The sequence below is a fragment of the Mesorhizobium sp. P2_A8 genome, assembly GCF_056404935.1.
Map to the genome: position 1 here is coordinate 504,449 of NZ_JBFUDB010000003.1, position 24,278 is coordinate 528,726.

Annotated in this window: 26 protein-coding genes; 17 read left to right on the forward strand and 9 right to left on the reverse strand. The window is 60.8% G+C overall.

Annotated features, from left to right (window positions below; genetic code table 11):
• Positions 1–214 precede the first annotated feature (214 nt).
• Positions 215–1,195, forward strand: a complete 981-nt coding sequence (locus tag AC1D10_RS12040) for a LacI family DNA-binding transcriptional regulator (RefSeq protein WP_477271860.1) — start codon at positions 215–217, stop codon at positions 1,193–1,195.
• Entirely contained in the window at positions 1,192–2,223 is a 1,032-nt protein-coding gene (locus tag AC1D10_RS12045; protein WP_477271862.1) for a CobW family GTP-binding protein, read from the forward strand. The genes AC1D10_RS12040 and AC1D10_RS12045 overlap by 4 nt, the downstream gene beginning before the upstream one ends.
• A gap of 28 nt (positions 2,224–2,251) precedes the next feature.
• Here the strand turns inward: AC1D10_RS12045 and AC1D10_RS12050 are convergent, their stop codons facing one another.
• The 3 genes from AC1D10_RS12050 to AC1D10_RS12060 all read right to left on the reverse strand — a co-directional run bounded on the left by AC1D10_RS12050 (position 2,252) and on the right by AC1D10_RS12060 (position 3,743).
• Complete coding sequence (locus AC1D10_RS12050) at positions 2,252–2,620, reverse strand: hypothetical protein (RefSeq protein ID WP_477271864.1); 369 nt, start codon at positions 2,618–2,620, stop codon at positions 2,252–2,254.
• 231 nt (positions 2,621–2,851) lie between these two features.
• The gene (locus tag AC1D10_RS12055; protein ID WP_477271866.1) at positions 2,852–3,163 is read right to left on the reverse strand and encodes a hypothetical protein; all 312 of its coding nucleotides are present in this window, start codon (positions 3,161–3,163) and stop codon (positions 2,852–2,854) included.
• 397 nt (positions 3,164–3,560) lie between these two features.
• Positions 3,561–3,743, reverse strand: coding sequence for a hypothetical protein (locus tag AC1D10_RS12060; protein ID WP_477271868.1), 183 nt, complete (start codon positions 3,741–3,743; stop codon positions 3,561–3,563).
• A 311-nt stretch (positions 3,744–4,054) separates the two neighbouring features.
• Here AC1D10_RS12060 and AC1D10_RS12065 point away from each other — a divergent pair, with 311 nt between their 5' ends.
• Together AC1D10_RS12065 and AC1D10_RS12070 are read left to right on the forward strand one after the other, a co-directional pair.
• The gene (locus AC1D10_RS12065; RefSeq protein WP_477272090.1) at positions 4,055–4,834 is read left to right on the forward strand and encodes an alpha/beta hydrolase; all 780 of its coding nucleotides are present in this window, start codon (positions 4,055–4,057) and stop codon (positions 4,832–4,834) included.
• A 199-nt stretch (positions 4,835–5,033) separates the two neighbouring features.
• Complete coding sequence (locus AC1D10_RS12070) at positions 5,034–5,465, forward strand: cupin domain-containing protein (protein WP_477271870.1); 432 nt, start codon at positions 5,034–5,036, stop codon at positions 5,463–5,465.
• Between the two features lie 88 nt (positions 5,466–5,553).
• On the opposite strand, the gene AC1D10_RS12075 is transcribed toward AC1D10_RS12070, so the two are convergent.
• A complete protein-coding gene (locus AC1D10_RS12075; protein ID WP_477271872.1) occupies positions 5,554–6,009 on the reverse strand; it encodes a carboxymuconolactone decarboxylase family protein in 456 nt (151 codons plus the stop codon).
• Positions 6,010–6,217: 208 nt separating this feature from the next.
• On the opposite strand from AC1D10_RS12075, the gene AC1D10_RS12080 reads away from it, so the two are divergent.
• Positions 6,218–7,015 (forward strand): copper homeostasis protein CutC, encoded by a 798-nt coding sequence (locus AC1D10_RS12080; protein ID WP_477271874.1) that lies wholly within the window; start codon positions 6,218–6,220, stop codon positions 7,013–7,015.
• Positions 7,012–7,509, forward strand: coding sequence for a GNAT family N-acetyltransferase (locus tag AC1D10_RS12085; RefSeq protein ID WP_477271876.1), 498 nt, complete (start codon positions 7,012–7,014; stop codon positions 7,507–7,509). The genes AC1D10_RS12080 and AC1D10_RS12085 overlap by 4 nt, the downstream gene beginning before the upstream one ends.
• Positions 7,510–7,719: 210 nt before the next feature.
• On the opposite strand, the gene AC1D10_RS12090 is transcribed toward AC1D10_RS12085, so the two are convergent.
• From AC1D10_RS12090 to AC1D10_RS12105, 4 genes are all read right to left on the reverse strand, one after another.
• The gene (locus tag AC1D10_RS12090) at positions 7,720–8,742 is read right to left on the reverse strand and encodes an acyltransferase family protein (protein ID WP_477271878.1); all 1,023 of its coding nucleotides are present in this window, start codon (positions 8,740–8,742) and stop codon (positions 7,720–7,722) included.
• 250 nt (positions 8,743–8,992) lie between these two features.
• The gene (locus tag AC1D10_RS12095) at positions 8,993–9,790 is read right to left on the reverse strand and encodes an FAD binding domain-containing protein (protein ID WP_477271880.1); all 798 of its coding nucleotides are present in this window, start codon (positions 9,788–9,790) and stop codon (positions 8,993–8,995) included.
• Positions 9,791–9,802: 12 nt separating this feature from the next.
• Positions 9,803–12,154, reverse strand: a complete 2,352-nt coding sequence (locus AC1D10_RS12100; protein ID WP_477271882.1) for a xanthine dehydrogenase family protein molybdopterin-binding subunit — start codon at positions 12,152–12,154, stop codon at positions 9,803–9,805.
• Between the two features lie 125 nt (positions 12,155–12,279).
• Entirely contained in the window at positions 12,280–12,780 is a 501-nt protein-coding gene (locus AC1D10_RS12105) for a (2Fe-2S)-binding protein (RefSeq protein ID WP_477271884.1), read from the reverse strand.
• Positions 12,781–13,028: 248 nt separating this feature from the next.
• Between AC1D10_RS12105 and AC1D10_RS12110 the strand changes: the two genes are divergently transcribed.
• The 8 genes from AC1D10_RS12110 (at position 13,029) to AC1D10_RS12145 (ending at position 20,720) form a co-directional block, all read left to right on the forward strand.
• Positions 13,029–14,213: an FIST N-terminal domain-containing protein gene (locus AC1D10_RS12110; protein ID WP_477271886.1), complete on the forward strand. Its 1,185-nt coding sequence runs from the start codon at positions 13,029–13,031 to the stop codon at positions 14,211–14,213.
• 1 nt (position 14,214) lies between these two features.
• Positions 14,215–15,555, forward strand: coding sequence for a hybrid sensor histidine kinase/response regulator (locus tag AC1D10_RS12115; protein ID WP_477271888.1), 1,341 nt, complete (start codon positions 14,215–14,217; stop codon positions 15,553–15,555).
• Positions 15,556–15,578: 23 nt separating this feature from the next.
• Complete coding sequence (locus AC1D10_RS12120; RefSeq protein ID WP_477271891.1) at positions 15,579–15,860, forward strand: hypothetical protein; 282 nt, start codon at positions 15,579–15,581, stop codon at positions 15,858–15,860.
• Between the two features lie 199 nt (positions 15,861–16,059).
• Positions 16,060–16,272: a hypothetical protein gene (locus tag AC1D10_RS12125; protein WP_477271893.1), complete on the forward strand. Its 213-nt coding sequence runs from the start codon at positions 16,060–16,062 to the stop codon at positions 16,270–16,272.
• Positions 16,273–17,096: 824 nt separating this feature from the next.
• Entirely contained in the window at positions 17,097–17,579 is a 483-nt protein-coding gene (locus tag AC1D10_RS12130; protein ID WP_477271895.1) for a hypothetical protein, read from the forward strand.
• A gap of 75 nt (positions 17,580–17,654) precedes the next feature.
• Positions 17,655–17,945: a DUF6881 domain-containing protein gene (locus AC1D10_RS12135; protein WP_477271897.1), complete on the forward strand. Its 291-nt coding sequence runs from the start codon at positions 17,655–17,657 to the stop codon at positions 17,943–17,945.
• A gap of 119 nt (positions 17,946–18,064) precedes the next feature.
• The gene (locus tag AC1D10_RS12140) at positions 18,065–20,269 is read left to right on the forward strand and encodes an RHS repeat-associated core domain-containing protein (RefSeq protein WP_477271899.1); all 2,205 of its coding nucleotides are present in this window, start codon (positions 18,065–18,067) and stop codon (positions 20,267–20,269) included.
• 1 nt (position 20,270) lies between these two features.
• Positions 20,271–20,720, forward strand: coding sequence for a hypothetical protein (locus AC1D10_RS12145; protein ID WP_477271901.1), 450 nt, complete (start codon positions 20,271–20,273; stop codon positions 20,718–20,720).
• A gap of 65 nt (positions 20,721–20,785) precedes the next feature.
• On the opposite strand, the gene AC1D10_RS12150 is transcribed toward AC1D10_RS12145, so the two are convergent.
• Positions 20,786–21,469: a response regulator gene (locus AC1D10_RS12150; RefSeq protein WP_477271903.1), complete on the reverse strand. Its 684-nt coding sequence runs from the start codon at positions 21,467–21,469 to the stop codon at positions 20,786–20,788.
• Between the two features lie 267 nt (positions 21,470–21,736).
• On the opposite strand from AC1D10_RS12150, the gene AC1D10_RS12155 reads away from it, so the two are divergent.
• The 3 genes from AC1D10_RS12155 (at position 21,737) to AC1D10_RS12165 (ending at position 24,252) form a co-directional block, all read left to right on the forward strand.
• Positions 21,737–22,432, forward strand: coding sequence for a fumarylacetoacetate hydrolase family protein (locus AC1D10_RS12155; RefSeq protein WP_477271905.1), 696 nt, complete (start codon positions 21,737–21,739; stop codon positions 22,430–22,432).
• A 4-nt stretch (positions 22,433–22,436) separates the two neighbouring features.
• Entirely contained in the window at positions 22,437–23,087 is a 651-nt protein-coding gene (gene maiA / locus AC1D10_RS12160) for a maleylacetoacetate isomerase (protein WP_477271907.1), read from the forward strand.
• A gap of 124 nt (positions 23,088–23,211) precedes the next feature.
• Positions 23,212–24,252 carry a zinc-dependent alcohol dehydrogenase family protein gene (locus AC1D10_RS12165; protein ID WP_477271909.1) on the forward strand — a complete coding sequence of 347 codons (1,041 nt, stop codon included), beginning with the start codon at positions 23,212–23,214 and terminating at the stop codon, positions 24,250–24,252.
• Positions 24,253–24,278: the final 26 nt, after the last annotated feature.

The following is a 24,278-nucleotide window of genomic DNA, read 5'->3' on the forward strand; positions in this document are numbered from 1 at the left end:
GCACAGGGAAGCGATCCCGTGGGTGGTACCGACACAACAATTGCAAATCTCCACACGGTACGCAACAACTTTTGCATCGATCTAAAAGCTTGACCGCGACCAAACCGGGTTCTATTGATCCAAAGGCGACCTTGTGCGATGGAAATTTATGGATCGATCCAAGACAATTCGGAAGGAAGGCCGCCTCTCGCCTTCCGCCAGCGCCGAGCAGCGCGTGACCCTCAGCGACATTGCGAAATTCGCCGACGTATCGCGGTCGACCGTGTCGCTGGTGCTCCGCGAGAGCCCGCTGGTGGCGGAGATGACGCGGGTCCGCGTGCTCGAGGCGATTGCCGACCTCGGCTACGTTTACAATCGAGGGGCTGCCTCGATGCGCTCGGGCCGCTCGCAGACGGTGGGGCTGGTCGTTGCCGAAATCACCAACCCCTTCTACGCCGAACTCACTGCCGGCATCGAGCGCGTGCTCGAGGAAGCAGGGCTGCTGACCTTCCTCGCGAACACCAATGACAGCACCGAGCGACAATCGCGCTTCATCCAGCGCATGCGCGAACAGGGCGCCGACGGCATCATCCTCAGCCCCGCCGAGGGAACCGACCGCAAGGTCATCGAGGAATTGCAGCGCTCGCGTGTACCGGTGGTGCAAATCCTCAGGCAGGTCGCCGGCACCGTGACGGATTACGTCGGCGCCGACTACCGGCTCGGCACCGAACTCGCGACCGAGCATCTCATCGAGCGCGGACACACGAGGATCGCCTTCATTGGCGCCGACCGGCAGACCTCGGCTTCGGCCGAGCGCTTGACCGGGTTCACCAGCGCTCTCCGCCGGCACGGGCTGAATCCGGCCCATGTCATGCCCTGCCCGTCTTTGCGGGTTGAGGCCGCCGAGAGGGTCATGGCCCTGCTGGCCGGTCCCAATCGGCCGACGGCGCTACTCTGCCACAACGACGTCATCGCCCATGGTGCGCTCAGCGCGCTCTACCGGCTCGACCTGGAGCCGGGCCGCGACGTGGCCGTGATCGGGTTCGACAATGTCGCCGAATCGGCGATCAGTCGGCCGCCGCTGACCACGATTGCGGTCGGTACCAGCCATATCGGAGAGGTGGCCGCCCATCGGCTGCTGCAGCGCATCGCTCATCCGACGGCAACGCCCGAACGGATCATCCTGCCACCGCGCCTCGTCATCAGGGCCACATGAGCAGCGATCCGGACGGACTTCCGCGCTGGCCCGTCACGCTGCTGACCGGCATGCTCGGCAGCGGCAAGACGACTTTGCTCCGGCACATTCTCCTTGACCCGGCCTTGCGCGGCACTGCCGTGCTCATCAACGAGATTGGCGAGATCGGGATAGATCATCACCTGATCGAAAGGATCGATGGCGAAACGGTCCTGATGCGCAGCGGCTGCCTGTGCTGCACCATGCGCGCCGACCTGCCGCAAAGCCTCAACGCCTTGCGGCGCCGCTGGCTGGGCGACGATCGCCTGGATCTGCGACGCGTGGTGATCGAGACAACCGGGCTGGCCGTGCCCGGGCCGATCTTGCGCGAGCTTGCGACGAACCCGCTGGTTTCCAGCGACTTCCCGCTCTCTTCGGTGGTTGCGACGGTCGATGCCCAGCACGCCTTGCGCCAGACCCGCTCCCGTGAGGAAGCCCGCCAGCAAATCGCCGTGGCCGATATCGTCGTCCTCACCAAAACCGACCTCGCGAACAAGGCGGCAGCAAAAGCCGTTCGCCGTGAAGTCTCGGGACTCAATCCGCGCGCGCCTGTCATCGCTGTGACGTCAGGTGTCGTGGATGCAAAGCGTCTCATTGCCGACCATGATCGCAAGGAAGAAGACATCCGAGCGTGGGCCGCTGTCGATGGCACTCCTGATCCGCTTCGCCATGTGACCCATGCGCCGCACAACGGCATCGGCACCCTGTCGCTCGAAGCCCGGGATCCGATCGCCTGGAGCGCACTCACCGCCTTCCTATCCGGCCTCGTCGGCGAATTCGCGCCAACCCTTCTGCGCTTCAAGGGCATTCTCAACGTGCTGGGGTCGGACCTGCCGGTGGTCGTGCACGGGGTCCATGATGCCTTCTACCCCGCCGAAACGCTGGAGGCTTGGCCGACGCAAGACCGCAATTCGCGTCTGGTCCTCATCCTCGACCGGATGGCCCGGCAGCGCGAGAAACTCTCCCGCCTGATAGGGTCGAGCGGTATCAACTGGTCCATCGCCGGCTGACCCGGCACAAGGGCAGCCGGCCGAAACGTCAGACTGCAAGATTGGCGACGCCCTCGAAGGCATGCTGGGCGCCTGCCCCTTGTGCGGGCTCGCAAATATGGTGGCGTACCCGGCCATTGAACAACTTCAGCAATTCGGCTGTGACGCCCCGGCTGACGGTCCGAACTTCCGACTGCAGCGACATGTGCAGTGTCGCCAAGTCCGGATAGTGGAAAGAGAGGACCAAGGGGCAGGACGGCACTCCGTCGTCATGCTCGACCTCGAACGAGACCGTAACGTTCTGGCATCCCGGAAACTTCGTCCAGAGCGGAATCAGGCGCTCGTGGACGATGCTCCTGAACTCGGCCTCCCGGCCCGGGTGGATGGTACCTTCGAAGAACGCGTAACGAACCGTCATGCTGCTGCAGCCCCATGGACATTGCCCGCCGGCCGCCAAACCACCAGGCCCGCCATCCGGGACAGGCCAGTCATGCGAAGCGCAATCAAGGCACGCAGTAGCTTCTATCGCCCCCTTTGCCCGCCTGACAAGCCGGCGCCCGGTTCACGTTGACCGATGCGCACAAGTTCGCGCAAAGCCGCCGGTCCGCTCGGCTCTGCCCTTGCTCGTCCCGACCACGCTTCCGCATCCTCAGGCGCGCGTAGTGCCATTCTCCAGGCTACCAAAATGGCGTGCCGGTGGCGGCTGATCGGCGCTTCGCCCTTGGCCTGACCCGCAACCCATTTCGATGATTCCGACCAGTGCGCGAACAAACGCAACCATATCGTTTGCCGTGATGGCTGCCTCGTCCGGACTTTGCCCAATGTGCTCGGCGGCTGCGCAACATGAGAGGCGAATGAGATCGTAGTGTAGATCCCTTTCATCCTCCGGCAACGCCGCCAATTTCATGGCTCGGCGATGAATCAACCGCAGCAATTGTTCGAGAGCTGTTCCGACACTCATGCGTTGGCCCCGCATCTGCTCAAGCGTCCCGCCGCTCCAACGGCGTGCATTGGAGCGTCGATGAGGAGGTGCTTCCTGTGGAAAGGCTGCATCACAGCCGTTAATATATCGTTTCTTGCTAATATAATGGGCTTCGCAGAAGCCGCTCTGCACAGGCCGGGCGGCGCCCGACGCCGTGGGGTTCACTGAACACACGGCCCCAAGGACGCGAAAGCAGGATCTCTTTTCATCGGTCACGCCGGCATGACCTGCGTCCATTTGCTGGCAGCCTTGCGAGGAAATCCTGCAGCGAGGCACGCCACCAATCTTGCTCGCCGCGCAGATATTTGACACCGGCGGTTAGGCAGGCTTGACCCGGTTGAGTCGCGGGCCCTGGTTTCCCTACGTTCCCTGCCCTTCAGCACGCTTGATGTTGGCTGACCGACCGTTTCGGCTTCGGCTTCGGCTTCGGCTTGATTTCCTCTATCCGGACCTTGTCACCGATCTCCTTGGCCAGGTCGAAGGCTTTGGCTTTGTCGTTCGTTGACAGCACCGTGCGCCAATGCGGCTTCTCGAACACGCTGACGATGTAGGTTGTCATGGGTTTGTTCCTGCCGTTCGACACTCCATTATCTGCGTATTTGCTAAATTAGACAACGCTACTAAATAGCGTTCCACCGACCCGCGGAGGCGCCGTGGTGACCGACCTGTTGATGAGGATGACGTTCCAAAATCCAGCGGCGGCATCGTGAAAGACGGCGTGTGCCCCAGGCAAGCGATCACGAAGCGGTGACGGCCGTAACGAAGGCTCGGCAGGCTGCGAAGATTGGACGTGAGCGCCGCGCAAAGCATTTGCGGCGCCATCCGGCCGCAGCTTCGCCGCGGATCGGCCAATCGTTCAAGGAATCCACGATCATGTTGAATAGACGTACTTTCTCCACCGCGCTTGTCGCCGGGGTGGCCACGAGCATACTGGCCGGCTCCGGCAAGACGCGAGCCCAGACGGAGCCCAAGGTTCGCAATGTCGTGCTGGTCCACGGCGCCTATGCGGATGGCTCGTGCTGGTCAGAGGTGGTTGGCCTGCTGCAGCAGGCTGGCTTCAACGCAACCGTCGTCCAGCACCCGCTGACCACGCTGGAGGCGGGCGTCGAGGCAACGCGCCGTGCGATCGCGCTCCAGGATGGACCGACGATACTTGTCGGACACTCCTTTGCCGGCATGATCGTCACCGAGGCCGGGATGGATCCAAAGGTTTCCTCACTCGTCTATGTCGCGGCGCGCGCTCCGGATGCGGGCGAAGACTACACGGCGCTCGCCAAGACTTTTGCAGCACCCCCCGCCTCGGCCGGCCTTGTCTGGACCGCAGGCTACGGCAAGCTCAGCGAAGAGGCTTTCCTGCGGGATTTCGCCGGCGGAATTCCTCGCGAGAAGGCGCGCATCCTCTATGCCGTCCAGGGGCCGATTTCGGACAGGCTTTTCACCGGAAGGACGACGCAGGCGGCCTGGCGCTCGAAGCCAAGCTGGTATGCAGTCTCGACCGAGGATCGCACGATCAACCCGGATCTCGAGCGCTTCATGGCAAAGCGCATGAACGCAAAGACCATCGAGGTGAAGGCAAGCCATTTGTCGCTGATCTCCCACCCGCATGAGATCGCCCAGCTGATCTCGCAGGCCGCCGGGCAGCTCGGCTAGCGAGGTTGGCCGGCTTCCGGGGCGGCATGGAACTCAACCCTCAACAGACCGACCAAGGCCAGGGCGCCACGACATGGGCCGCTTGCAACCGAGACGGCCCGTGCCCGGTTCGTATCGGAAAAGGCGCAAGCGCCCCCGAGAAGACGTGCTTGCACGCGGATGGCCGCCGCGCGATGCTGGCGCGGAGGTGGAGGGAATCATGCGAAACATTCTGATGTCAGGGCTGCTGCTGGCGGCCGCATTCTCCACAAGCCCCGCCCATGCGCTGGACAGCAGCGGCACGCCCGTCGTCGTGACGCCACTGGCATCACGCACGACAACCGCTTCCGGTCAGCCGATCACGCTGCCGCAGAAAAACGTGCAGGTCCTGGTCTCGACTTTTGACATCGCGCCGGGTGCGACCTTGCCGGTCCACAGACACCCCTTCCCGCGCTACGCCTATGTCCAAGCCGGGACGCTGAAGGTCACCAATGTCGAGACCGGCAACAGCAACACCTACAAGACCGGGGATTTCATCATCGAAATGATCGGCCAGTGGCATCAGGCCACCAACATCGGCGACGGTCCGGTCAAGCTGCTGGTGATCGATCAGGTCGAGGAAGGCGCCAAGAATACGGAGTTGCGCCAGTAGCGGCCAAGGCCGATATCCGCGCCCCAATGGCCGAGGGTGCACGCCGTGCGTCACCGCACCGTCGCGCACAACCATCCGCCCCCGGGGCTCATCCCCAAGCACCGGCCATCTGCCGTGTCGTGGCGTTGAGCCGGTTGAAGGCGTTGATCAGCGCGATCTGGATGACCAGGGCGGCAAGAGCCTTTTCGTCATAGTGTCGGGCGGCTTCGTCCCAGACTTCGTCCGGCACCGCATCGGGCCGGTCGGCGAGCCGTGTGCCGGCCTCGGCCAGCGCCAGGGCCGCGCGTTCGGCATCGGTGAAGTACGGCGTCTCCCGCCATGCCGCCAGCGCAAAGATGCGCTCGTCTCTTTCGCCGGCCTTCTTCAGCTCGCGTGCATGCATGTCGACGCAGAGTGCACAGTTGTTGATCTGGCTGGCGCGCAGATGGATGAGCTTGCGCGTCACATAGGGCAATTCGGCCGCCTCGGTCGACTTGTCCAGCGCCAGCAGCGCCTGCAGCGCGCCGGGAATGATCACAACCGGATTCTTGATTCTTGCTTGCATGATCTTCTCCTTTGCAGTGTGTCGTCGAGCGTGTCTTGCCAGGCCCGGATGGCCGCGCATCCAGGTCTTTTGAGTTCGGCTAGCGAAATCAATAACCATTTGATTATCGATTAATCCATAACTCAATGGTTATTAGACTGTCAAGCAGGGAAAATTCGCCTGGCCCAAATGGCGGCGCGCTGTTCACGCTTTCGCGCCAACCGGCCTGATGCTAGGGCTGCGGCGACATCATCGATTGGATCGCCCCTTGACCAGAGAAACTCGCCTGCCGCTGATCGAAATCTGTGTCGAAGGCATTGACGGCCTGCTGGCCGCGCAGGCCGCCGGCGCGGATCGGGTCGAACTATGCGCCAGCCTTGTTGAAGGCGGCATCACGCCGAGCCTCGGCACGGTGCGCGCCGCCCTCGACCAGGCGACAGTGCCCTTTCACGTGATGGTGCGGCCGCGCGGCGGCGATTTTCTCTACAGCGACACCGAATACGCCTCGATGCTCGCCGACGTCGCTGCACTGCGCGACCTCGGCGTGCCCGGCGTGGTGTTTGGCTGCCTGGACGCCGACGGCACCATCGACGAGGCGCGCATGAGTGAGTTGACGCAGGCCGCCGGCTCCTTGAGCGTCACCTGCCACCGCGCCTTCGACATGACGCGCGACCCGGCCGAGGCGCTCGAAGCGCTGATCCGCAGCAAGGTCGGCCGTGTGCTGACCAGCGGCCAGCGCGATACGGCGGTCGAGGGCGTGTCGCTGCTGGCGGATCTGGTGCGGCAGGCCGGCGACCGCATCGTCATCCTCGGCTGTGGCGGGCTTGACCTCGGCAACATCGCCGAGGTGCGCAGACAAACCGGCTTGTCCGAAATGCATTTCGCCGCCCTCAAGGACGTGCCGAGCGCCATGGATTACCGCAACCCGCATGTCGGCATGGGCGGCTCCGACCTCGACCGCGAATACCGCAACACCTTGACCGACACGGACCTCGTGGCGGCCACCATTGCGGCTGCGAAGGCATGAGCGCGACCCCTGCCCCGATCAGCCGTGTATCGGCCGAGGACGAAGCAGCGATCCTGGCGCTCAACAACGAGCACGCGGCCGAACTGTCGTGGCTGGAGCCTGAACGGCTGTCCTTCCTGCTCCGCGAGGCATTTTACGCGCGCCGCATCGGCGATCTCGAAGCCTTCATCATGACCTTCGACCAGGATGCCAATTACGACAGCCCGAATTTCGTCTGGTTCCGCGAACGCTACCCCCGCTTCGTCTATGTCGACCGGGTCGTCGTGGCGGCGCAAGCGCGCGGCCGTGGCCATGCCCGCCGGCTCTACCAGGATTTGTTCGGCCATGTTCAGCGCGCCGGCCATACGCTGGTCACCTGCGAGGTCAACATGGACCCGCCGAACCCTGCCTCGGACGCGTTCCACGCCGCGCTCGGTTTCGTCGAGGCCGGCGATGCGGTGATCCACGGCGGCAAGAAGGCGGTGCGCTACTACATCAGACGGATTTCCGTCTGATACGTCAGGCGATCTCCGCCTGACCCGCTGGCGCTGGCCACACAAAGAAGCCTTCGCCTGGAATCATCGCTGGACAACACCGCGCGGTGAAGCCGGTCTCCGACGGTATCTGCTCACGAAAAAGGGCCGATCGGCCTAACCGCGAAATCCAGTCCGCGGCCGCGACCTGTCCGGCGCCTTTGGATTATCCTGCGGGCAAGACGGCGGCATTCACCAGTTGCGGTTAAGCCATTCGCGCGCCGGCCGCTCGATGATGTAGTAGCTGCAGAGCGCGCAGACAAAGACCCCGGCCAGCATCGGGATCGGCGCGCTGCCTTGCTCATAGACGAATTTGTAGAACGGCTGCTGCCACAGATAGAGCGAGTACGACCACAGCCCCAGCGTTGCCATCGGCCAGGACGACAGCAATCCGGTCAGATAGCGCGGGCTGAAATCGAGCGCGTTGACAGCCAGCGCCAGCAGCGGCACCGCAAAGAGATAGTGGATTGGTGTCGGCACCCGATCGAGGAACAGTACCACGGCGCAGATCGATGCCGCGAGCGCAACATGCTTGCCCCCGAGCACCGCCCGCAGCCGGCCGTCGGCCTTGAGCAGGCAGATCGAAGCCGACAGCAGGATCGACGCGATATGCACATCGGTGCGCCAGTAGGTGGCTTCGTAGTCCATCCCCAAGACCCAGTACGAGACAGCGCCGTTGGCCATGGCAAGCAAGGCCAGCGCCAGGAGCAGCACGACGACGCGGGAGCGGCTTGAGACGACGACGCTGATCAGCGCCAGGATGATATAGGCGTGCTCCTCGATGCAAAGCGACCAGATATGGTCGAGCGCGCCTGCCCGCGTAACGAGGATGCCGGCATAATTGTAGGTGAATGTCAGCGCGGTCAGCGCCGCCTTCCATTTGAAGGCGATGAACGTCCCGGAGAGCGCAATCATCGCGACGACCACGAAGACCAGAAGTGCGGGATAGATGCGGGAGAAGCGGCGCTTGAAGAACTTCTTCAGCGGGTAGCGCTCGATGAACAGGATCTCGCCCATCAGCCGACCGCTGAGCACGAAGAAGAATTCGACGCCCAGCACGCCCAGATTGATTCCGGGAACGGGAAAAAAATGGCCGATCAGCACCAGGGCGATCGACAGGCCACGCCAGCCATCGAGATAGGCCAGTCTTGTCCTGGCCGCTCTCTCGGCGGTCGATCGGGGCAGAACCATGCTGGTCGCGGAAATTTCGGACATGCCGATCCCTTCGCATTGGACATGCGAAAGGGCATGGCGGTACACGCTCCAAACCCCGTTCGCATTCCCGCCCGACCACATATTGCAGTGCGAGATAAATTTGTGCAAGTGCGAGATTGCCGCCGAAGCAGGTCCAAGGAAAGTATGTGCCGGAATTGCTTCAAGCAATTCCTTCAGGGTCTGGGCCGTTGCGGGTCGCACGTGAAAAAGGGGCCGCTATGGCCCCTTTCCTTGTCCGCGACTGATGGTGTCAGGCGGTGGCGGCCGCCACCGCACGCTTTGCCATCACTACGATCAGATTGGCGCGGTAGTCCGCCGAGGCATGGATGTCGGTCATCAGATTCTTCGCCGGCACCTTCACGCCTTCGAGCGCCGAGGCGGCGAAATTCTTGGCCAATGCCGCCTCGATCTCCTTCGAACGGAAGACGCCGTCGTCGCCAGCGCCGGTGACGGCAACGCTGACGCCGTCCTTGCCCTTGGCCACGAACACGCCGACGATCGCATAGCGCGATGCCGGATTGCGGAATTTTTCATAGGCCGCCTTGGCCGGCGCCGTGAAGCTGACCGCGGTAACGATCTCGCCTTCCTTCAGCGACGTCTCGAACAGGCCCTTGAAGAACTTGTCGGCAGCGATCTGGCGCTTGTTGGTGACGATGGTAGCGCCCAGTGCCAGCAGCGCCGCCGGATAGTCGGCCGCCGGATCGTTGTTGGCGATCGAGCCGCCGATCGTCCCACGGTGGCGCACCGCCGGATCGCCGATCAGCGACGCCAGATGGGCAAGCGCCGGACAGGCCTTCCTCAGCTTCTCGTCCCTGGCGACCTCAAAATGCGTGGTGGCGGCACCGATGGTGACCGTCTTGCCCGACACCTTGACCCCCTGCAACTCCTTGATCTTCGACAGGTCGACAAGGTCCGAGGGCGCGGCGAGCCGTGTCTTCATCGCCGGGATCAGCGTCATGCCGCCCGAGAGCAGCTTGGCGTCACCCGTCTTGACCAGCTTGGCGGCATCAGCGACCGAGGCGGCGCGGTGGTAATTGACCGAATACATGCTCGTTCCTCCTCAGTGTTTCGTCGCCGCGCGGATTGCCGCCCACACGGTGGACGGCGATGCCGGCATGGCAAGATCGTTGCTGCCGATGGCGTCGGTTATGGCGTTGATCACCGCCGGCGGCGAGCCGATGGCGCCGGCCTCGCCGCAGCCCTTGATGCCGAGCGGATTGCCCGGGCAAGGCGTGTTCGAGGTCGAAACCTTGAACGACGGCAGGTCGCCGGCGCGCGGCATGGTGTAGTCCATGTAGCTGGCGGTCAGCAGCTGGCCGCTGTTGTCGTAATGGGCGCCTTCCAGCAGCGCCTGGCCGATGCCTTGCGCCAGTCCGCCATGCACCTGGCCCTCGACGATCATCGGGTTGATGATGTTGCCGAAATCATCGGCGGCGACGAACTGGATGATCTCGGTCATACCGGTTTCCGGGTCGACCTCGACCTCGCAGATGTAGCAGCCGGCCGGGAAGGTGAAGTTCGACGGATCGTAGAAGGCCGTCTCCTTCAACCCGGGCTCCATGCCGCCCGGCAGATTGTGCGCGGTGTAGGCGGCAAGCGCCATCTGGAACCACGGCACGTTCTTGTCGGTGCCGGCCACTTTCAGCGCGCCGTTCTCGATGATGATGTCTCCTTCGTCGGCCTCGAGCAGGTGCGCGGCGATCTTCTTGGCCTTGGCTTCGACCTTGTCGAGCGCCTTGACGATGGCCGACATGCCGACCGCGCCCGAGCGCGAGCCATAGGTGCCCATGCCCATCTGCACCTTGTCGGTGTCGCCATGGACGATGGAGACGGAATCGAGCGGCACGCCGAAGCGCTCGTTGACCAGTTGCGCGAAGGTCGTCTCATGGCCCTGGCCGTGGCTGTGCGAGCCGGTCAGCACCTCGATCGTGCCGACGGCATTGACGCGCACTTCCGCCGATTCCCATAAGCCGACACCAGCGCCAAGACTGCCGACAGCCGCCGACGGCGCGATGCCGCAGGCCTCGATGTAGCAGCTCATGCCGATGCCGCGCAGCAGCCCCTTCTTGGCGGCGGCGGCCTTGCGCTTGGCAAAGCCGGCATAGTCCGACGCCTTCATCGCCGCGTCGAGCGAAGCGGCATAGTCGCCGGCGTCGTAGCACATGATGACCGGCGTCTGGTGCGGGAACGAGGTGATGAAGTTCTTGCGGCGCAACTCTGCGGGTGAGACGCCGAACTGGCGCGCGGCCGTCTCCATCATGCGTTCCATGACGAAGGTTGCTTCCGGCCGCCCTGCCCCGCGATAGGCATCGACGGGTGCGGTGTTGGTGTAGATCGCCTTCACATTGGCGTGGATGGCGGGGATGTTGTACTGGCCCGACAGCAGCGTCGCGTAGAGGTAGGTCGGCGTCGCCGACGAGAACAGCGACATGTAGGCGCCGAGATTGGCCTTGGTTTCGACCTTCAGGCCAAGGATCCTGTGATCGTTGTCGAAGGCCATTTCGGCATGTGTGTGATGGTCGCGGCCATGCGCGTCGGTGAGAAAACTCTCGGTGCGGTCGGCCACCCATTTGACCGGCACGCCGGTCTTCTTCGACGCCCACAGGCAGACAATCTCTTCGGGATAGATGTAGATCTTCGAGCCGAAGCCGCCGCCGACATCGGGCGCGATGACGCGCAGCTTGTTTTCCGGCGCGACATTGTAGAAGGCGCTCATCACCAGCCGCGCGACATGCGGGTTCTGCGACGTCGTCCAGCAGGTGTAGTGGTCCTCGGCCTTGTCGTAATGGCCAAGAGCCGCGCGCGGCTCCATGGCGTTGGGCACCAGGCGATTGTTGACGATATCCATCTTGACGACATGCGCCGCCTTCTTGAACGCCGCCGCCGTCTCGTCGGCGTTGCCGATATCCCAGTCGAAGATCAGGTTGTTGTCGGCCTCGGGATGGACCTGCGGCGCGCCCTTGTCCATCGCCTTCGAGGCATCGACGACGGCCTTCAGCTCCTTGTAGGTGATCTCTACGGCCTCGGCGGCATCGCGCGCCCGGCCCTTGGTCTCGGCCACGACGACCACGACGGCATCGCCGACATATCGGACCCGGTCGAAAGCGAGCGGCGACCACGCCCCCATCTTCATCGGCGAGCCATCCTTGGAGTGGATCATCCAGCCGCAGATGAGGTTGCCGATGCCGTCGGCCTTGAGTTCCTTGCCTGTCAGCACGCCGATGACGCCTGGCATGGCTTGAGCCTTCTTGACATCGATCTTCTTGATCTGCGCATGCGCGTGCGGGCTGCGCACGAAGGCCGCGTGCTTCATGCCGGGAACCACCATGTCGTCGACATAACGGCCGGCGCCGGTGATGAATCTTTTGTCTTCCTTGCGCGCGACCCGAGCGCCAACACCTTCAATGCCCATCAGAAATTCCTCCCGAATGCTGAGATAGCGAATAGTGAGCAGCGACTAGCGAGTAGTGAAGGTGAGTTGGCGTTTGGTCAGACTGCTGACTATTCGCTACTCCCTATTCGCTACTCACTTCCCTCTCACGCCGCTTGCCTGGCTTTGCTCTTCGACCCCTTGGACATCGTCTTCGATGCGGCAAGGATCGCCTTGACGATGTTGTGGTAGCCGGTGCAGCGGCAGATGTTGCCTTCGAGCTCGGCGCGCACCGTGGCCTCGTCGAGGCCTTCGGGGTGGCGGTTGATCATGTCGGTCGCCGTCATGATCATGCCCGGCGTGCAGAAGCCGCACTGCAGCCCGTGATGTTCCTTGAAGGCGGCCTGCACCGGATGCAGATCTGCGCCATTGGCCAGGCCCTCGATCGTCACCACGGTCGAGCCCGAAGCCTGCACCGCGAGCATCGAGCAGGATTTGACCGCCTTGCCGTCGACATGGACGACGCAGGCACCGCATTGCGAGGTGTCGCAACCGACATGCGTTCCGGTAAGACCGAGATTCTCCCGCAGGAAGTGAACCAGAAGTGTTCGGTCCTCGGCAACGCCGCTGACTCGCTTTCCGTTCACCATCAACGAAACGTCCGACATGGTCCCTCCCTGGGTATCAACCTTGGTCATCACGCTGCCGACGCGGTGTTGGCGCCTCGGCCACGCGTTAGTCGTACACCGCACAACGGACAAAAAACAGCACGTCTAAAACTCGGCACATTGTACTTTCGGTCATGGCCGAGCCCAAACATGCGGCCCCTGTCGCCCCATTGCCAAACCATGGATTGAGGGCAACAATGTTGTCCGACGCCCGCGCGCCCGACGCGCATAAAACAGCGTCGGAGGAAATGCGGAGAACGCCGCTGGCCAGTTCACGGACGCGCTATGCATGCGGCCTGTCGGCGCTCACCACTGACGAGCCCGACATGGACGCGTTCGCCACGGCTATCGCGCTGGAAGCCGCGGCAATCGACGCCGGCTTTGCCCTGCTGTTCTTTTCCCAGAGCCTGGTCGAGGCCGACGCCCTTTCCCGGGCGCTCATGAGCCACGCGCCGGCGCTCCACCACGCGGGCTGCTCGACCGCCGGCGAGATCACGCCGCAGGGCCTCGAGGACGGCCACGTGCTCGCCATGCTGCTTCCGTCCGCCGCATTCACCGCGGTCAGCGTGATGGTCGACAACCTGTCCTCGTCGGGCATGGACAGGATCACCAGCGAGGTCGAGGCTTTGCGGCGGTCGCTGCGCGCGCGCCTGGGCTATGACCGCACCAAAGGCACGTTCGCGCTCTGCTTCATCGACGGGCTTTCCTATGCCGAGGAAGCAGTGAGTTCGGCCATCCATTGGGGCCTCGACGACATACCGCTGCTCGGCGGCTCGGCCGGCGACGATTTGAAATTCGAGACGACGCGCCTGATCTGGAACGGCAAGGTCACCTCCGACAGCGCCATTATCGTGCTGGTCGCCACCGAAATTCCCTTCCATGTCTTCAAGACCGACAATTTCGTTCCCACCGATGAAAAGCTGGTGGTGACGGCGTCCGATCCCGATCACCGCATCGTGCGCGAGTTCAACGCCACCAATGCGGCGGAGGAATATGCCGCGTCCGTCGGCATCATCCCGCAGACGCTGACGCCGCTGAGTTTTGCCTCGCACCCGGTGGTGGTGAAGGTGGGTGGCGAATATTATTGCCGGTCGATCCAGAAGATGCACCCCGATGGCTCGCTGTCGTTCTTCTGCGCCATAGACGACGGCGTCGTGCTGTCGATCGCCCAGCCCAAGGACATGGTCGAATCGACGCGCGCCGCCCTCCGTGACGTCGAGGAGCGGCTCGGCGGCATCGACATGATCCTCGGCTTCGACTGCGTTCTGCGCCGGCTGGATGCGCGCAACCGCCAGGTCTTTCGCGACATCTCGGAACTCTACCGGGTCAACAATGTCATCGGCTTCGGCACCTATGGCGAACAGTACCGGTCGATGCATTTGAACCAGACTTTTACCGGCATCGCCTTTGGCGAACGACAGGCGGCCGAATAAGATGCCGCTCAGGGACATAAACGATCTTGAAAAGCTGAAGAAGATCAACGCCGCACTGGTCAGCCGCGTCGAGCGCTCGATGGACCAGCAAGGCAATGCCTTCTCGCTGTTCCAGACCGCGATTTCGCTGGAAAATCGGGTGCGTACGCGCACCGAGGAACTGCACTCGACCTTGCGCCGGCTGGAACAATCCAACATCGACCTCAGCGCCGCCAAGGAAAACGCCGAACTGGCGAACCTGTCCAAGACCCGCTTCCTCGCCGCCGCCAGCCACGACGTGCTGCAGCCGCTGAATGCCGCCCACCTCTCGGTTTCGGCGCTGGCCGAAGTGCAGACCAGCGAAGAGGGCCGGAAGCTGGTGCGGCAGGTCGAGCGCTCGCTGGAGACGATGGAGGACCTTCTGCACACGCTGCTCGACATCTCCAAGCTCGATGCCGGCGTCGTGCAGCCCGACATCGGCGACGTCAGCCTGGAGGTGCTGTTCTCGTCGCTGCGCTCGGATTTCCAGCCGGTGGCGGAATTGAAGGGCCTGTCGCTGAAATTCCGGCCGGTCAATGCCGTGGTCCGCTCCGACCGCACGCTGCTGCGCCGCATCCTGCAGAACATTCTCTCCAATGCGCTCGGCTATACCCGCTCCGGTGGCGTGCTGGTCGGCACCAGGCATCGCGGCGACACCATCCGCATCGATGTCGCCGATACCGGCTGCGGCATTCCCGACGACCAGCGCGAAGCGGTGTTTGAGGAATTCCATCGCGGCACCTCGTCGGCCAATGCAGAGCTGGACGGCGGCGGTCTCGGGCTCGGGCTTGCCATCGTGCGCCGCATGGCAAGCGCCCTCGGCCATCCCGTGACATTTTCATCGAAGGTCGGGCGCGGCACGATTTTCCACATCGATGTTCCGGTCGGCATCGGCGCCCCGGCCGACGCCATCGCCAACGGCGCCGACACGGAACGGCCGCGCGGCTACGGCCTGTTCGGCACCAAGGTGCTGCTGGTCGAGAACGATGCCGAGGTGCTGGAGGCGATGACCTTCCTGCTCGAACGCTGGCAATGCCTGGTGCGGGCCGCGACCTCGACCGACGATGCGCTGGACATGCTTGGCGACACCGACTGGGTGCCCGACATCGTCATTGCCGACCAGCATCTCGACGGCGGCGACCTCGGCACCGCCACCATCGCCGAGGTCCGCGACTATCTCGGCCGCGCCGTGCCGGCACTGATCGTCACCGCCGACAGTTCCGAAGCCGTCGCCAAGGCGGCGCGCGCGGGCGGCATCGAACTGATGCGCAAGCCGCTGAAGCCGGCACAACTGCGCGCGCTGCTGGCGCATTTGTTGGCTTAGGGACCGGCCTCGATGGAGCAGGAATGAGCCGTCAGAACTTCATAGTCCGTGCGGTGGCAGATAACTGGCATGACAATTTGTCGAATGACGACGAGTTTCATCTCCCTTCTATCGAAGTAATTTCCGACCTGATTGGGTTGCTCAATGCAAACGACAGAACGATCATATCTCTTTCCGGCCGCAACGGCTCATCTCTAACGATTGGCGGCGGAAGCGATCAGTATATTGTCTTTGCTTCGATGCCAGACGAGACTCTGTGGAACTTAACCTCGGAAAAAATTGAAACAGAAAAAACATCGTTTTGAAAATTGGCGGTCAGGAAGGTGACTTCTCGCCCCGCGAGGTGGTCGATAGAAAGACCGTGGACGACGCCGTGCGATCCTTCTTTGCAGATGGAGGATTGCAGCCTTCAAGTCGCTGGGAAAAGCCGGCCTAGTCAGGCCGAGCGCTCCGGGGGAACTGCGACATGGGGTGGTGGCGGCTCGCCATAAAGGCATGAGGGGAATGACCAATAATATTCACGTCGTGTCTGTCGACGCCCTGCGCAAGGCCGAGAGCATCGGTCGACCGGTGGGCAGCAAGGCCTTTCTGGACCGCATTGCCGGGCAATTCGGAAAAGCCATGAAACCGGGGAAACGAGGCAGGCGGCGAAACGAAAATAGTGCACTGTCACCGCAATTAAACGTATCGTCATTCTCACTGGTGAAACTGAGATGAATAATCGAGAAGAAGAGTTAATATTAAATCTATGCTTAGATAAAATAAGTAAAGACGAATTCATAAAGTGCTACCCTGCAGACATTCAGGCTGACAAAAATTACATTTGCCAACAGCTAGAACTGGGATATCAACAAAAAACGGCGAAAACGTTGAGTTAATATTATTACTTGGATTCAACTTTGGATTCGACAAAAATTGCTCCGCCGTATTATCTAAAATTCTACCCGAAGACTGGCACCATAGCCACGAAGATATCGTAACTATACTTGGTGACATGAAATACAACGAAGCAACTAGCGCTATATATCAGGCGGCGATTTCTAAATATGAATATCTGTCGTATGACAATTTTGCCAATCTTGGAGTAAAATGCTGCGTATCGCTGTACCTAATCAAAACGCCCGAATCGAAAGAGAAACTTTCCCTGCTTCTGCAGTCAAATGATAAGATAGTCGCAGATAAAGCAAGTTGTCTTTTGGGCATTTTTGAAATATAACCATCATCTTATGTTTAGAAGATTGTACGGTAATTCGATGGGAAGCAGGAACGTTGCTTTATCAATATTCCCGAGCTCGACAAGAATGTGGATATCATGAACCACCGCCGCGATCGATGCGGTTGATAAGGCGGACCTGCGAACCGGTCGACCAGGGCAAATGGAGCGTACTAAGGGAAATGAGTACGCAGGAAGAACGGTCGTCGTACGCCTGCGTCATCTCTTTACGCCGCTGGGATTGGCTTAAAAAAGACGGCAAAGGACGCAGGCCACTATACCGCGATGTTTCCTTCCGCTGCCACCAAGGAATTGGCACAGGTGTGGAATGACCTCTTCAAATGATTTCCTGCGCGAGTTCGCACGACATCGCGGATCAAATCGCAATCCCTATTTTAGGATGATCATACCGTTTGACTTTTACGACGGCCTCGAAACGGGAGTGGCATTGATTTCGTCTGGCGGAGCCGTCAGAATTTGGTCTCTTGGTGACTCCCGATCGCGCCTTTTTCGCGCCCTAGGGCTGGTGCCCATTGGTGGAAATTGGTTGGAGACCGAATGGATTTCGAAGCAATCAGATACAGAGCACGGCTCTTTTTTGGAACCCGACAACAGTGAAGCCCTCCTGAAATTAGAGGCGGACGTCATGGCGGCGCAAGCTACCGGTTATTTTGTTGGACTTGGCTCACCCTATTTGAATTGTATCGAAATAGTCGAGGTAGACGAAGATGAAGTTAATATTTTACAACAGGATGGCCCTTGTGTTGAAAATTTTCGGCGCATTCATAACCTTTTGAAGCAGCCCCGCTGATTCTCAATTGAGTGACAGTAAAACTTCTTTCGAATTACGGTGACAGTGCAGGTTTGTGAACTTCGGAGAGAACTGATGTGGTATGCGGAGGTAATCACTCGAAATCAAGAAAACGGAATTCCTGTGAAAACGCTCCACGAGCTTGACGATGACAATTTTGAGAACAGAAAGGTTGAAATTTATGCCGATGGAAAATTCGGTCTCGCCGGGGAAGGGGTAGAAGTTGGCAAGACATGGCTTTCTCCAGAGCGTTTTGAAAAAATAGAAGAAATCAACGCTCATGGCGGATTCTTAGCGAGAAAAATAAGAAATGATGAATTTGAAGAGGAATGGAGAAAAGCAAAGAAATATAGTGAATTACTGTGATGAGAAATTACGGTGATGTCCTCTGTTACCATGCTCGCCCCGCCTCGTAATTCCACATTCAATAATAAAGTGCACTGTCACCGTAATTTGGTGGGAACGCTGGAGCAACTGGCGGCATCGTGCGCGATGCCACTGGCCTCTCCCTGGTGGAATACCGCAATTACGACCCTCTCGGCCGCTTGATCGGCGTCACCGATCCCGGCGGCTCGAACTGGACCTACACCTACGACATGATGGGCAACCGGCTGTCGGCGTCGGACCCCGATCTGGGCACCTGGACTTATGTCTATGACGGCGTCAACCGGCTGATCAAACAGACCGATGCCAGGGGCGTGGTCACCAATCTCACTTACGACCAGATGGACCGGCTGACGCTGAAGACGGCGACAGCGCCTGGCGGCAGCCCGGTGACTCTGACACTGAATGCCTATGACGAGGCGGCGAACTATCACAATATCGGGCAGTTGACGACGTCGACCAACACCGCCGCCACGCAGAGTTACAAATATGACGGTTTTGGCAAGGTGGCGCGCCAGGATGCCACGATCGGTACGCTGACCCACACCACCACCACGGTTCGCGATCGCTCCGGCCAGGCGATCGCTACGCAATATCTGCCGGCACAGCTCGACTTCGGCACCTCGGCTGCGCCGCTGCAATTCACCGCCGGCAACAGGCTGTACGCGGTTCCCGGCTACATCACCTCGACGATCTACGAAGCCGACGGCCAGACGAAGGAGATCACCTACGCCAACGGCGTCAAAACGTCCTTCACCTATTCGCCGACCCGGCGCTGGCTGACAGGCGTCAAAACGGAAAAAGGCGCCACCGTCCTGCTCTACGACCAGTATGCGCGCGACAGCCTCGGTCGTATCGTCGACATTACCGGGATCTCGGCCACGAGCAGTTGGCACTATATCTATGACAATGCCAACCGGCTGGTCTCGGCCAACAATCTTGGCGACAATACGCTCGACGAACTCTTCGTCTATGCCGCCAACGACAATCTGATCTCGCGCTACCGTGTGGCCGGCACCTATGTCTATCCGGCAAGCACAGCAGCGCGTCCGCACGCTCCAACTTCGGTCGGCACCAATACGCTGGCTTATGACGCCAATGGTAACATGACATCAGACGGCAGCCGCACGCTCGTCTGGGACGAAGCCAACCGGCTGAAGACCGTCACGCTGGCCTCCAACACCGTCAACCTCACCTATGGACCGGACGGTGCTCGGGCGAAGAAGAACTCCGCTTTCGCCACCACTATCTATCCTGACGCCTCGGTCGAGATCGATCCGAAAACACCGGGAGCGGAAATCTACACACGGTATCCCCACCCCGACATCAAGGTCGTCAACGGCGTCAAATACTTCCTGCACCGCGATCACCTGGCTTCGGTGCGCATGGTCACCGATGCCGCAGGCGCCATCGTCGAGCAGACCAACTACGCCGCCTATGGCGAACGCCTCAATACAGGCTTCCAGACGCAGAAGGGCTACATCGGCGAACGCTTCGATCCCGAGACGGGGCTGCTGTACCTCAATGCCAGATACATGGATCCGGTGCTGGGGCGGTTTATTTCGCCGGATGGTTGGGATCCGACACTGCCAGGGGTTGGGACCAATCGGTATGCGTATGCGGGAAATGATCCGGTCAATAGGAGCGATCCGAATGGGCACGCCGATGGAGGAGAGACCCAAGTAGATGCGATCACAGGAAAGGAGCTTCTTGGGGGAGAGGGCGCGAGCAAAGAGGCGCAGAAAGTAAGTGAATCCCACGTAGTCGACAAGAACATTAACCTTGAAATACGAGACAAGAAGTCAATAAAAAGCGCACTTCTTGATACGGCCAAGGCCGGATGGAATACAGCACTTGGAATCTCTGGAAGTGTCCCTCCGATAGGCCCGCTCTATGCGCCGATGTATGACAGAATGCGCGCCGAGTATGACACACCTGCATTTGGCAATTCTCTGGAAATCGCCGCTGGACTCGTTGCGGTTGAAAGCCCTGTTGGCAAAGCCAAAATGGCAGAAGCTGCTGCAGCGGGCTTGAAAGATTTCAATCAAGTGAGGAATCTAGCACTCGATTGGCTTTCAGCGCGAGCGTTCAAGGCTGACAAGGCGACCATAGGGAAGTTCGGTGACAATGCAGGCAAGGCAATCGGCATGATGACCGAGGACGGCAAAGTTGGCTTCCGGGTCGAATTCGATAGTCGCCACGGCGCGCACATAAATACATGGGCCGCAAAGGAGAAGGCGACATTCAGCTTTGACGGGAGCCAATCCCTAGTAGATAAAATAATAGGACAATTTGACGGAAAATAATATGAATTACTACGAAAAAGAGCTTAAGATGTCTTTAAAAAATATGTTTTCGTCTGGTGATATTATTGATGCCGGCGATTCAAAATTGATATTTAAGCGACTATCGCAATACTATCCTGTTATTGGATCAAAAATTGAGTGGGAAAGGTTGCCAGATTTTATTACGCGCACGGAATATAACGAGGACATGCGCATCATCTCTTTTGTTGATTTTTTTAAATGCGTGATATCAGAAAATAAATTGTCCGGCAATGCCATATATGTTGGCGACGGATTAACTAATTTTGCGCTAAAAGGATCGTTAGATGCTATGAAAATAGCGATTTTTGATATAATTTCTATTCCACAGCATCATTATTTTATTGACGAAGAATATAGGTGGTGTTTTTGTTTTACCATGGAGGGTGATATGGAATTTGGAGTTAGTTCACCTAAATATTTTCACCACTAGAGAATTCGGAATTACGGTGACAGTGCACTTTTAGAATGCTCGCCTAACCAACGCTGTAGGCGAACTCAAAACCCCGCCTGATCGCGAAACAGCTCCGCATTGTCCAGCTTCGACACCTCGATCACCGCTTGCGTGCGGCTGTACACATTGAGCTTGCGCAGGATTTCCGACACGTGCGCCTTGACCGTGGTTTCGCCGACCTGCAGCTCGTAGGCGATCTGCTTGTTGAGCAGGCCCTGGCGCAGCATCTGCAGCACGCGCAGCTGTTGCGGCGTCAGCGTCGACAGGCGCTGCACCATGTCGGCGCGGTCGATGCTGTCGGCGTCGGGCGTGCGGCCTTCGTAGGTTTCCGGCACATAGATCGCGCCCTCCATCACCGAGCGTATGGCGGCGGCGAGATCACTCTTGCGCGCCGATTTCGGAATGAAGCCGGCGGCGCCATAGGACAGCGCTTCGGAAATGATCTTCGGCTCCTCATGGCCCGAGACGATGACCACCGGCAGGCGCGGATAGCGGGTCCGGAGCTGCAGCAAGCCTTCAAAGCCGTGCACGTCGGGCATGCTGAGGTCGAGCAGCGCCAGATCGAACGGCCTGGCGCCAGCCAGAAGATCGAGCGCCTCGGTGATCGAGCGCGCCTCCACCGTGTCGACTTCCGGATAGGCCATCTGCACGGCGCTGTGCAGCGCCTCGCGAAACAGCGGGTGGTCGTCGATGATCAGGAACCGGGCGCGATCGTGGGTTGCGGTCATGGGGTTCATTTCGGTTCAGGGGCGATTAATGCATGTCGCCCAAAAGTGGCCCCGGTTTTGGGTGAACGACATGCATGAGACAAAGACCTAACGCGCGGCGCCTCAATCCGTTTCAAACGCGACGCGCGTTAGAATAACCTCGCGACCATGGCCAGATTATTGCCAAATAGTATATCGCCATCTCCGTCGGAAAGCGCCGCCGGCGCTTTCTCGATTGCCCGGGCGCCCAAATCGGCCGAATGTTCCGGCAACCAAGCAGAGACCCACATGACAGAATTCGTCCTTCCCTCGCCCGCAATATCATCGGTGGCCGTTGCAGGTTCGCCCGAACGTTTTGCGGTGCGCCGCATCTTCTGCGTTGGCCGCAACTACGCCGCCCATATTCGCGAACTCGGCAATGACGAGCGCGATCCGCCCTTCTTCTTCACCAAGCCGGCCGACGCGGTGGTCGATTCCGGCGCCACCATCCCCTACCCACCGCTGACGGCCAATCTGCACCACGAGATCGAGCTGGTTGCCGCGATCGGCAGACCGGGCTTCCGCATCGCCCGCGACAGGGCGCTGGATCATGTCTGGGGCTACGGCGTCGGCATCGACCTCACCCGCCGCGATCTGCAGGATGAAGCCAAGAAGATGGCGCGGCCCTGGGACTGGTCGAAGGCGTTCGACCGTTCCGCGCCTTGCGGCCCGCTGGTCCCCGCTCAGAAATCCGGCCACCCGCAAAAGGGCCGCATCTGGCTCGCCGTCAACGGCAAGGTCAGGCAGGACGCCGACCTCGCCGAGCTGATCTGGCCGATCGCCGATATCGTGTCGATCTGCAGCGAGGCGATGGAGCTGGAACCCGGCGACCTGATCTTCACCGGCACCCCGGCCGGCGTCGGCGCGGTCGGTCCGGGCGACACGATGACCGGCGGCGTCGACGGCATCGGCACGATCGAAGTGACCATCGGCCAACCGAAGTGAGCGCATGAGCGGCATCGTCCTGCACAACTACTATCGTTCCTCCACCTCCTATCGGGTGCGGATCGCGCTGGAGATGAAGGGGCTGAGCTATGACTACGTCCCGCACCACCTGCGCCATGGCGAGCACCTGGAGCCTGCCTATCTCGCGGTCAATCCGCAAGGTCTGGTGCCGGCGCTTATCTGGAACGACGGCACGCTGCTGACGCAATCGCTGGCGATCATCGAATTCCTCGACGAGACCAGCCCCGAACCACCGCTGCTGCCGAACGACGCTCTTGGCCGGGCGCGAGTCAGGATGCTGGCGCAGATGATCGCCTGCGACATCCATCCGGTGAACAATCTGCGCGTGCTGACCTCGCTGCGCACCCTGTTCGGCGCCGGCGACCAGGACATCACCAACTGGTTCCGCCACTGGGTGAACGAAGGCTTTCAGCCGCTTGAGACAATCCTGGCGTCCTCGGCCGAAACCGGAAAGTTCTGCCATGGCAACACACCGGGCCTGGCCGACATCTGCCTGGCCGCGCAGGTCACCAACAATGCCCGCTTCGGCGTCGATATGACGCCATACCCGACGATCGCGCGCATCAACGCCGCCTGCATGGCCCTTTCGGCCTTCCAGAAGGCGGCGCCCCAGAACCAGATCGATGCCGAGTGAGATTTCATTGGCCGACACGTAGCATGAGCATCGACGCGACCATGTCTGGCGGAATTGATTTCCGCTTGACCCGACAGGGAATCGGCTATCTTCCCGCGGGTCGTGTGAAGGTTGGGAGTTGCCAATGAAAGCCGTCGTCTTCGAGAAATTCGGCGAAGCGCCGACGATCCAGACCGTTCCAGATCCGAAACCGGCTGCCGATGGCGTCGTGATCAAGGTCGAGGCGACCGGGCTCTGCCGCAGCGACTGGCACGGCTGGATGGGCCATGACGACAGCATCCGCCTGCCGCATGTGCCGGGCCATGAGCTGGCCGGTATCGTGGTGGCCGCCGGCAAGCAGGTCACCCGCTGGAAGGCCGGCGAACGCGTCACCGTGCCGTTCGCCGTCGGCTGCGGCCGCTGCTTCGAATGCTCATCGGGCAATCACCAGGTCTGCGAGCATCAGACGCAGCCTGGCTTCACCGGCTGGGGTTCGTTCGCCGAATATGTCGCCATCGAACACGCCGACACCAATCTCGTGCGCTTGCCCGACGAAATGGAATTCGCCACCGCCGCCAGCCTCGGCTGCCGCTTCGTCACTTCGTTTCGCGCCATTGTCGACCAGGGCCGGGTGACGCCGGGCGAATGGGTGGCGGTGCATGGCTGCGGCGGCGTCGGCCTGTCGGCGACCATGATTGCCAGCGCCATGGGCGCCAATGTCATCGCCATCGACCTCACCGACGAGAAGCTTGAGTTCGCCAAGAAGATCGGCGCGGTCGCCACCATCAACGCGTCGAAAACGCCGAATGTGGTCAAGGCGGTCAAGCAGATCACCAATGGCGGCGCGCATATGTCGATGGACGCGCTCGGCCACCCCACCACCTCGTTCAATTCGATCGCCAATCTGCGCCGGCGCGGCCGCCATGTGCAGGTCGGCCTGATGCTGGGCGAGCACGCCCGCCCGCAGGTGCCGATGGACAAGGTGATCGCCTTCGAGCTCGAAATCCTCGGCAGCCACGGCATGCAGGCCTATCGCTACCAGGCGATGATGGAGATGATCCGCAACGGCAAGCTCCAGCCCGAACTGCTGGTCGGCAAGAAGATCAGCCTCGACGAGGCGCCGGCCGCCTTGATGGCCATGGGCGGCTTCGAGGGCATCGGCATCGGCGTGGTGACGAAGTTCTGAATCAATTCCAGGAAAAGTGTGAAGCG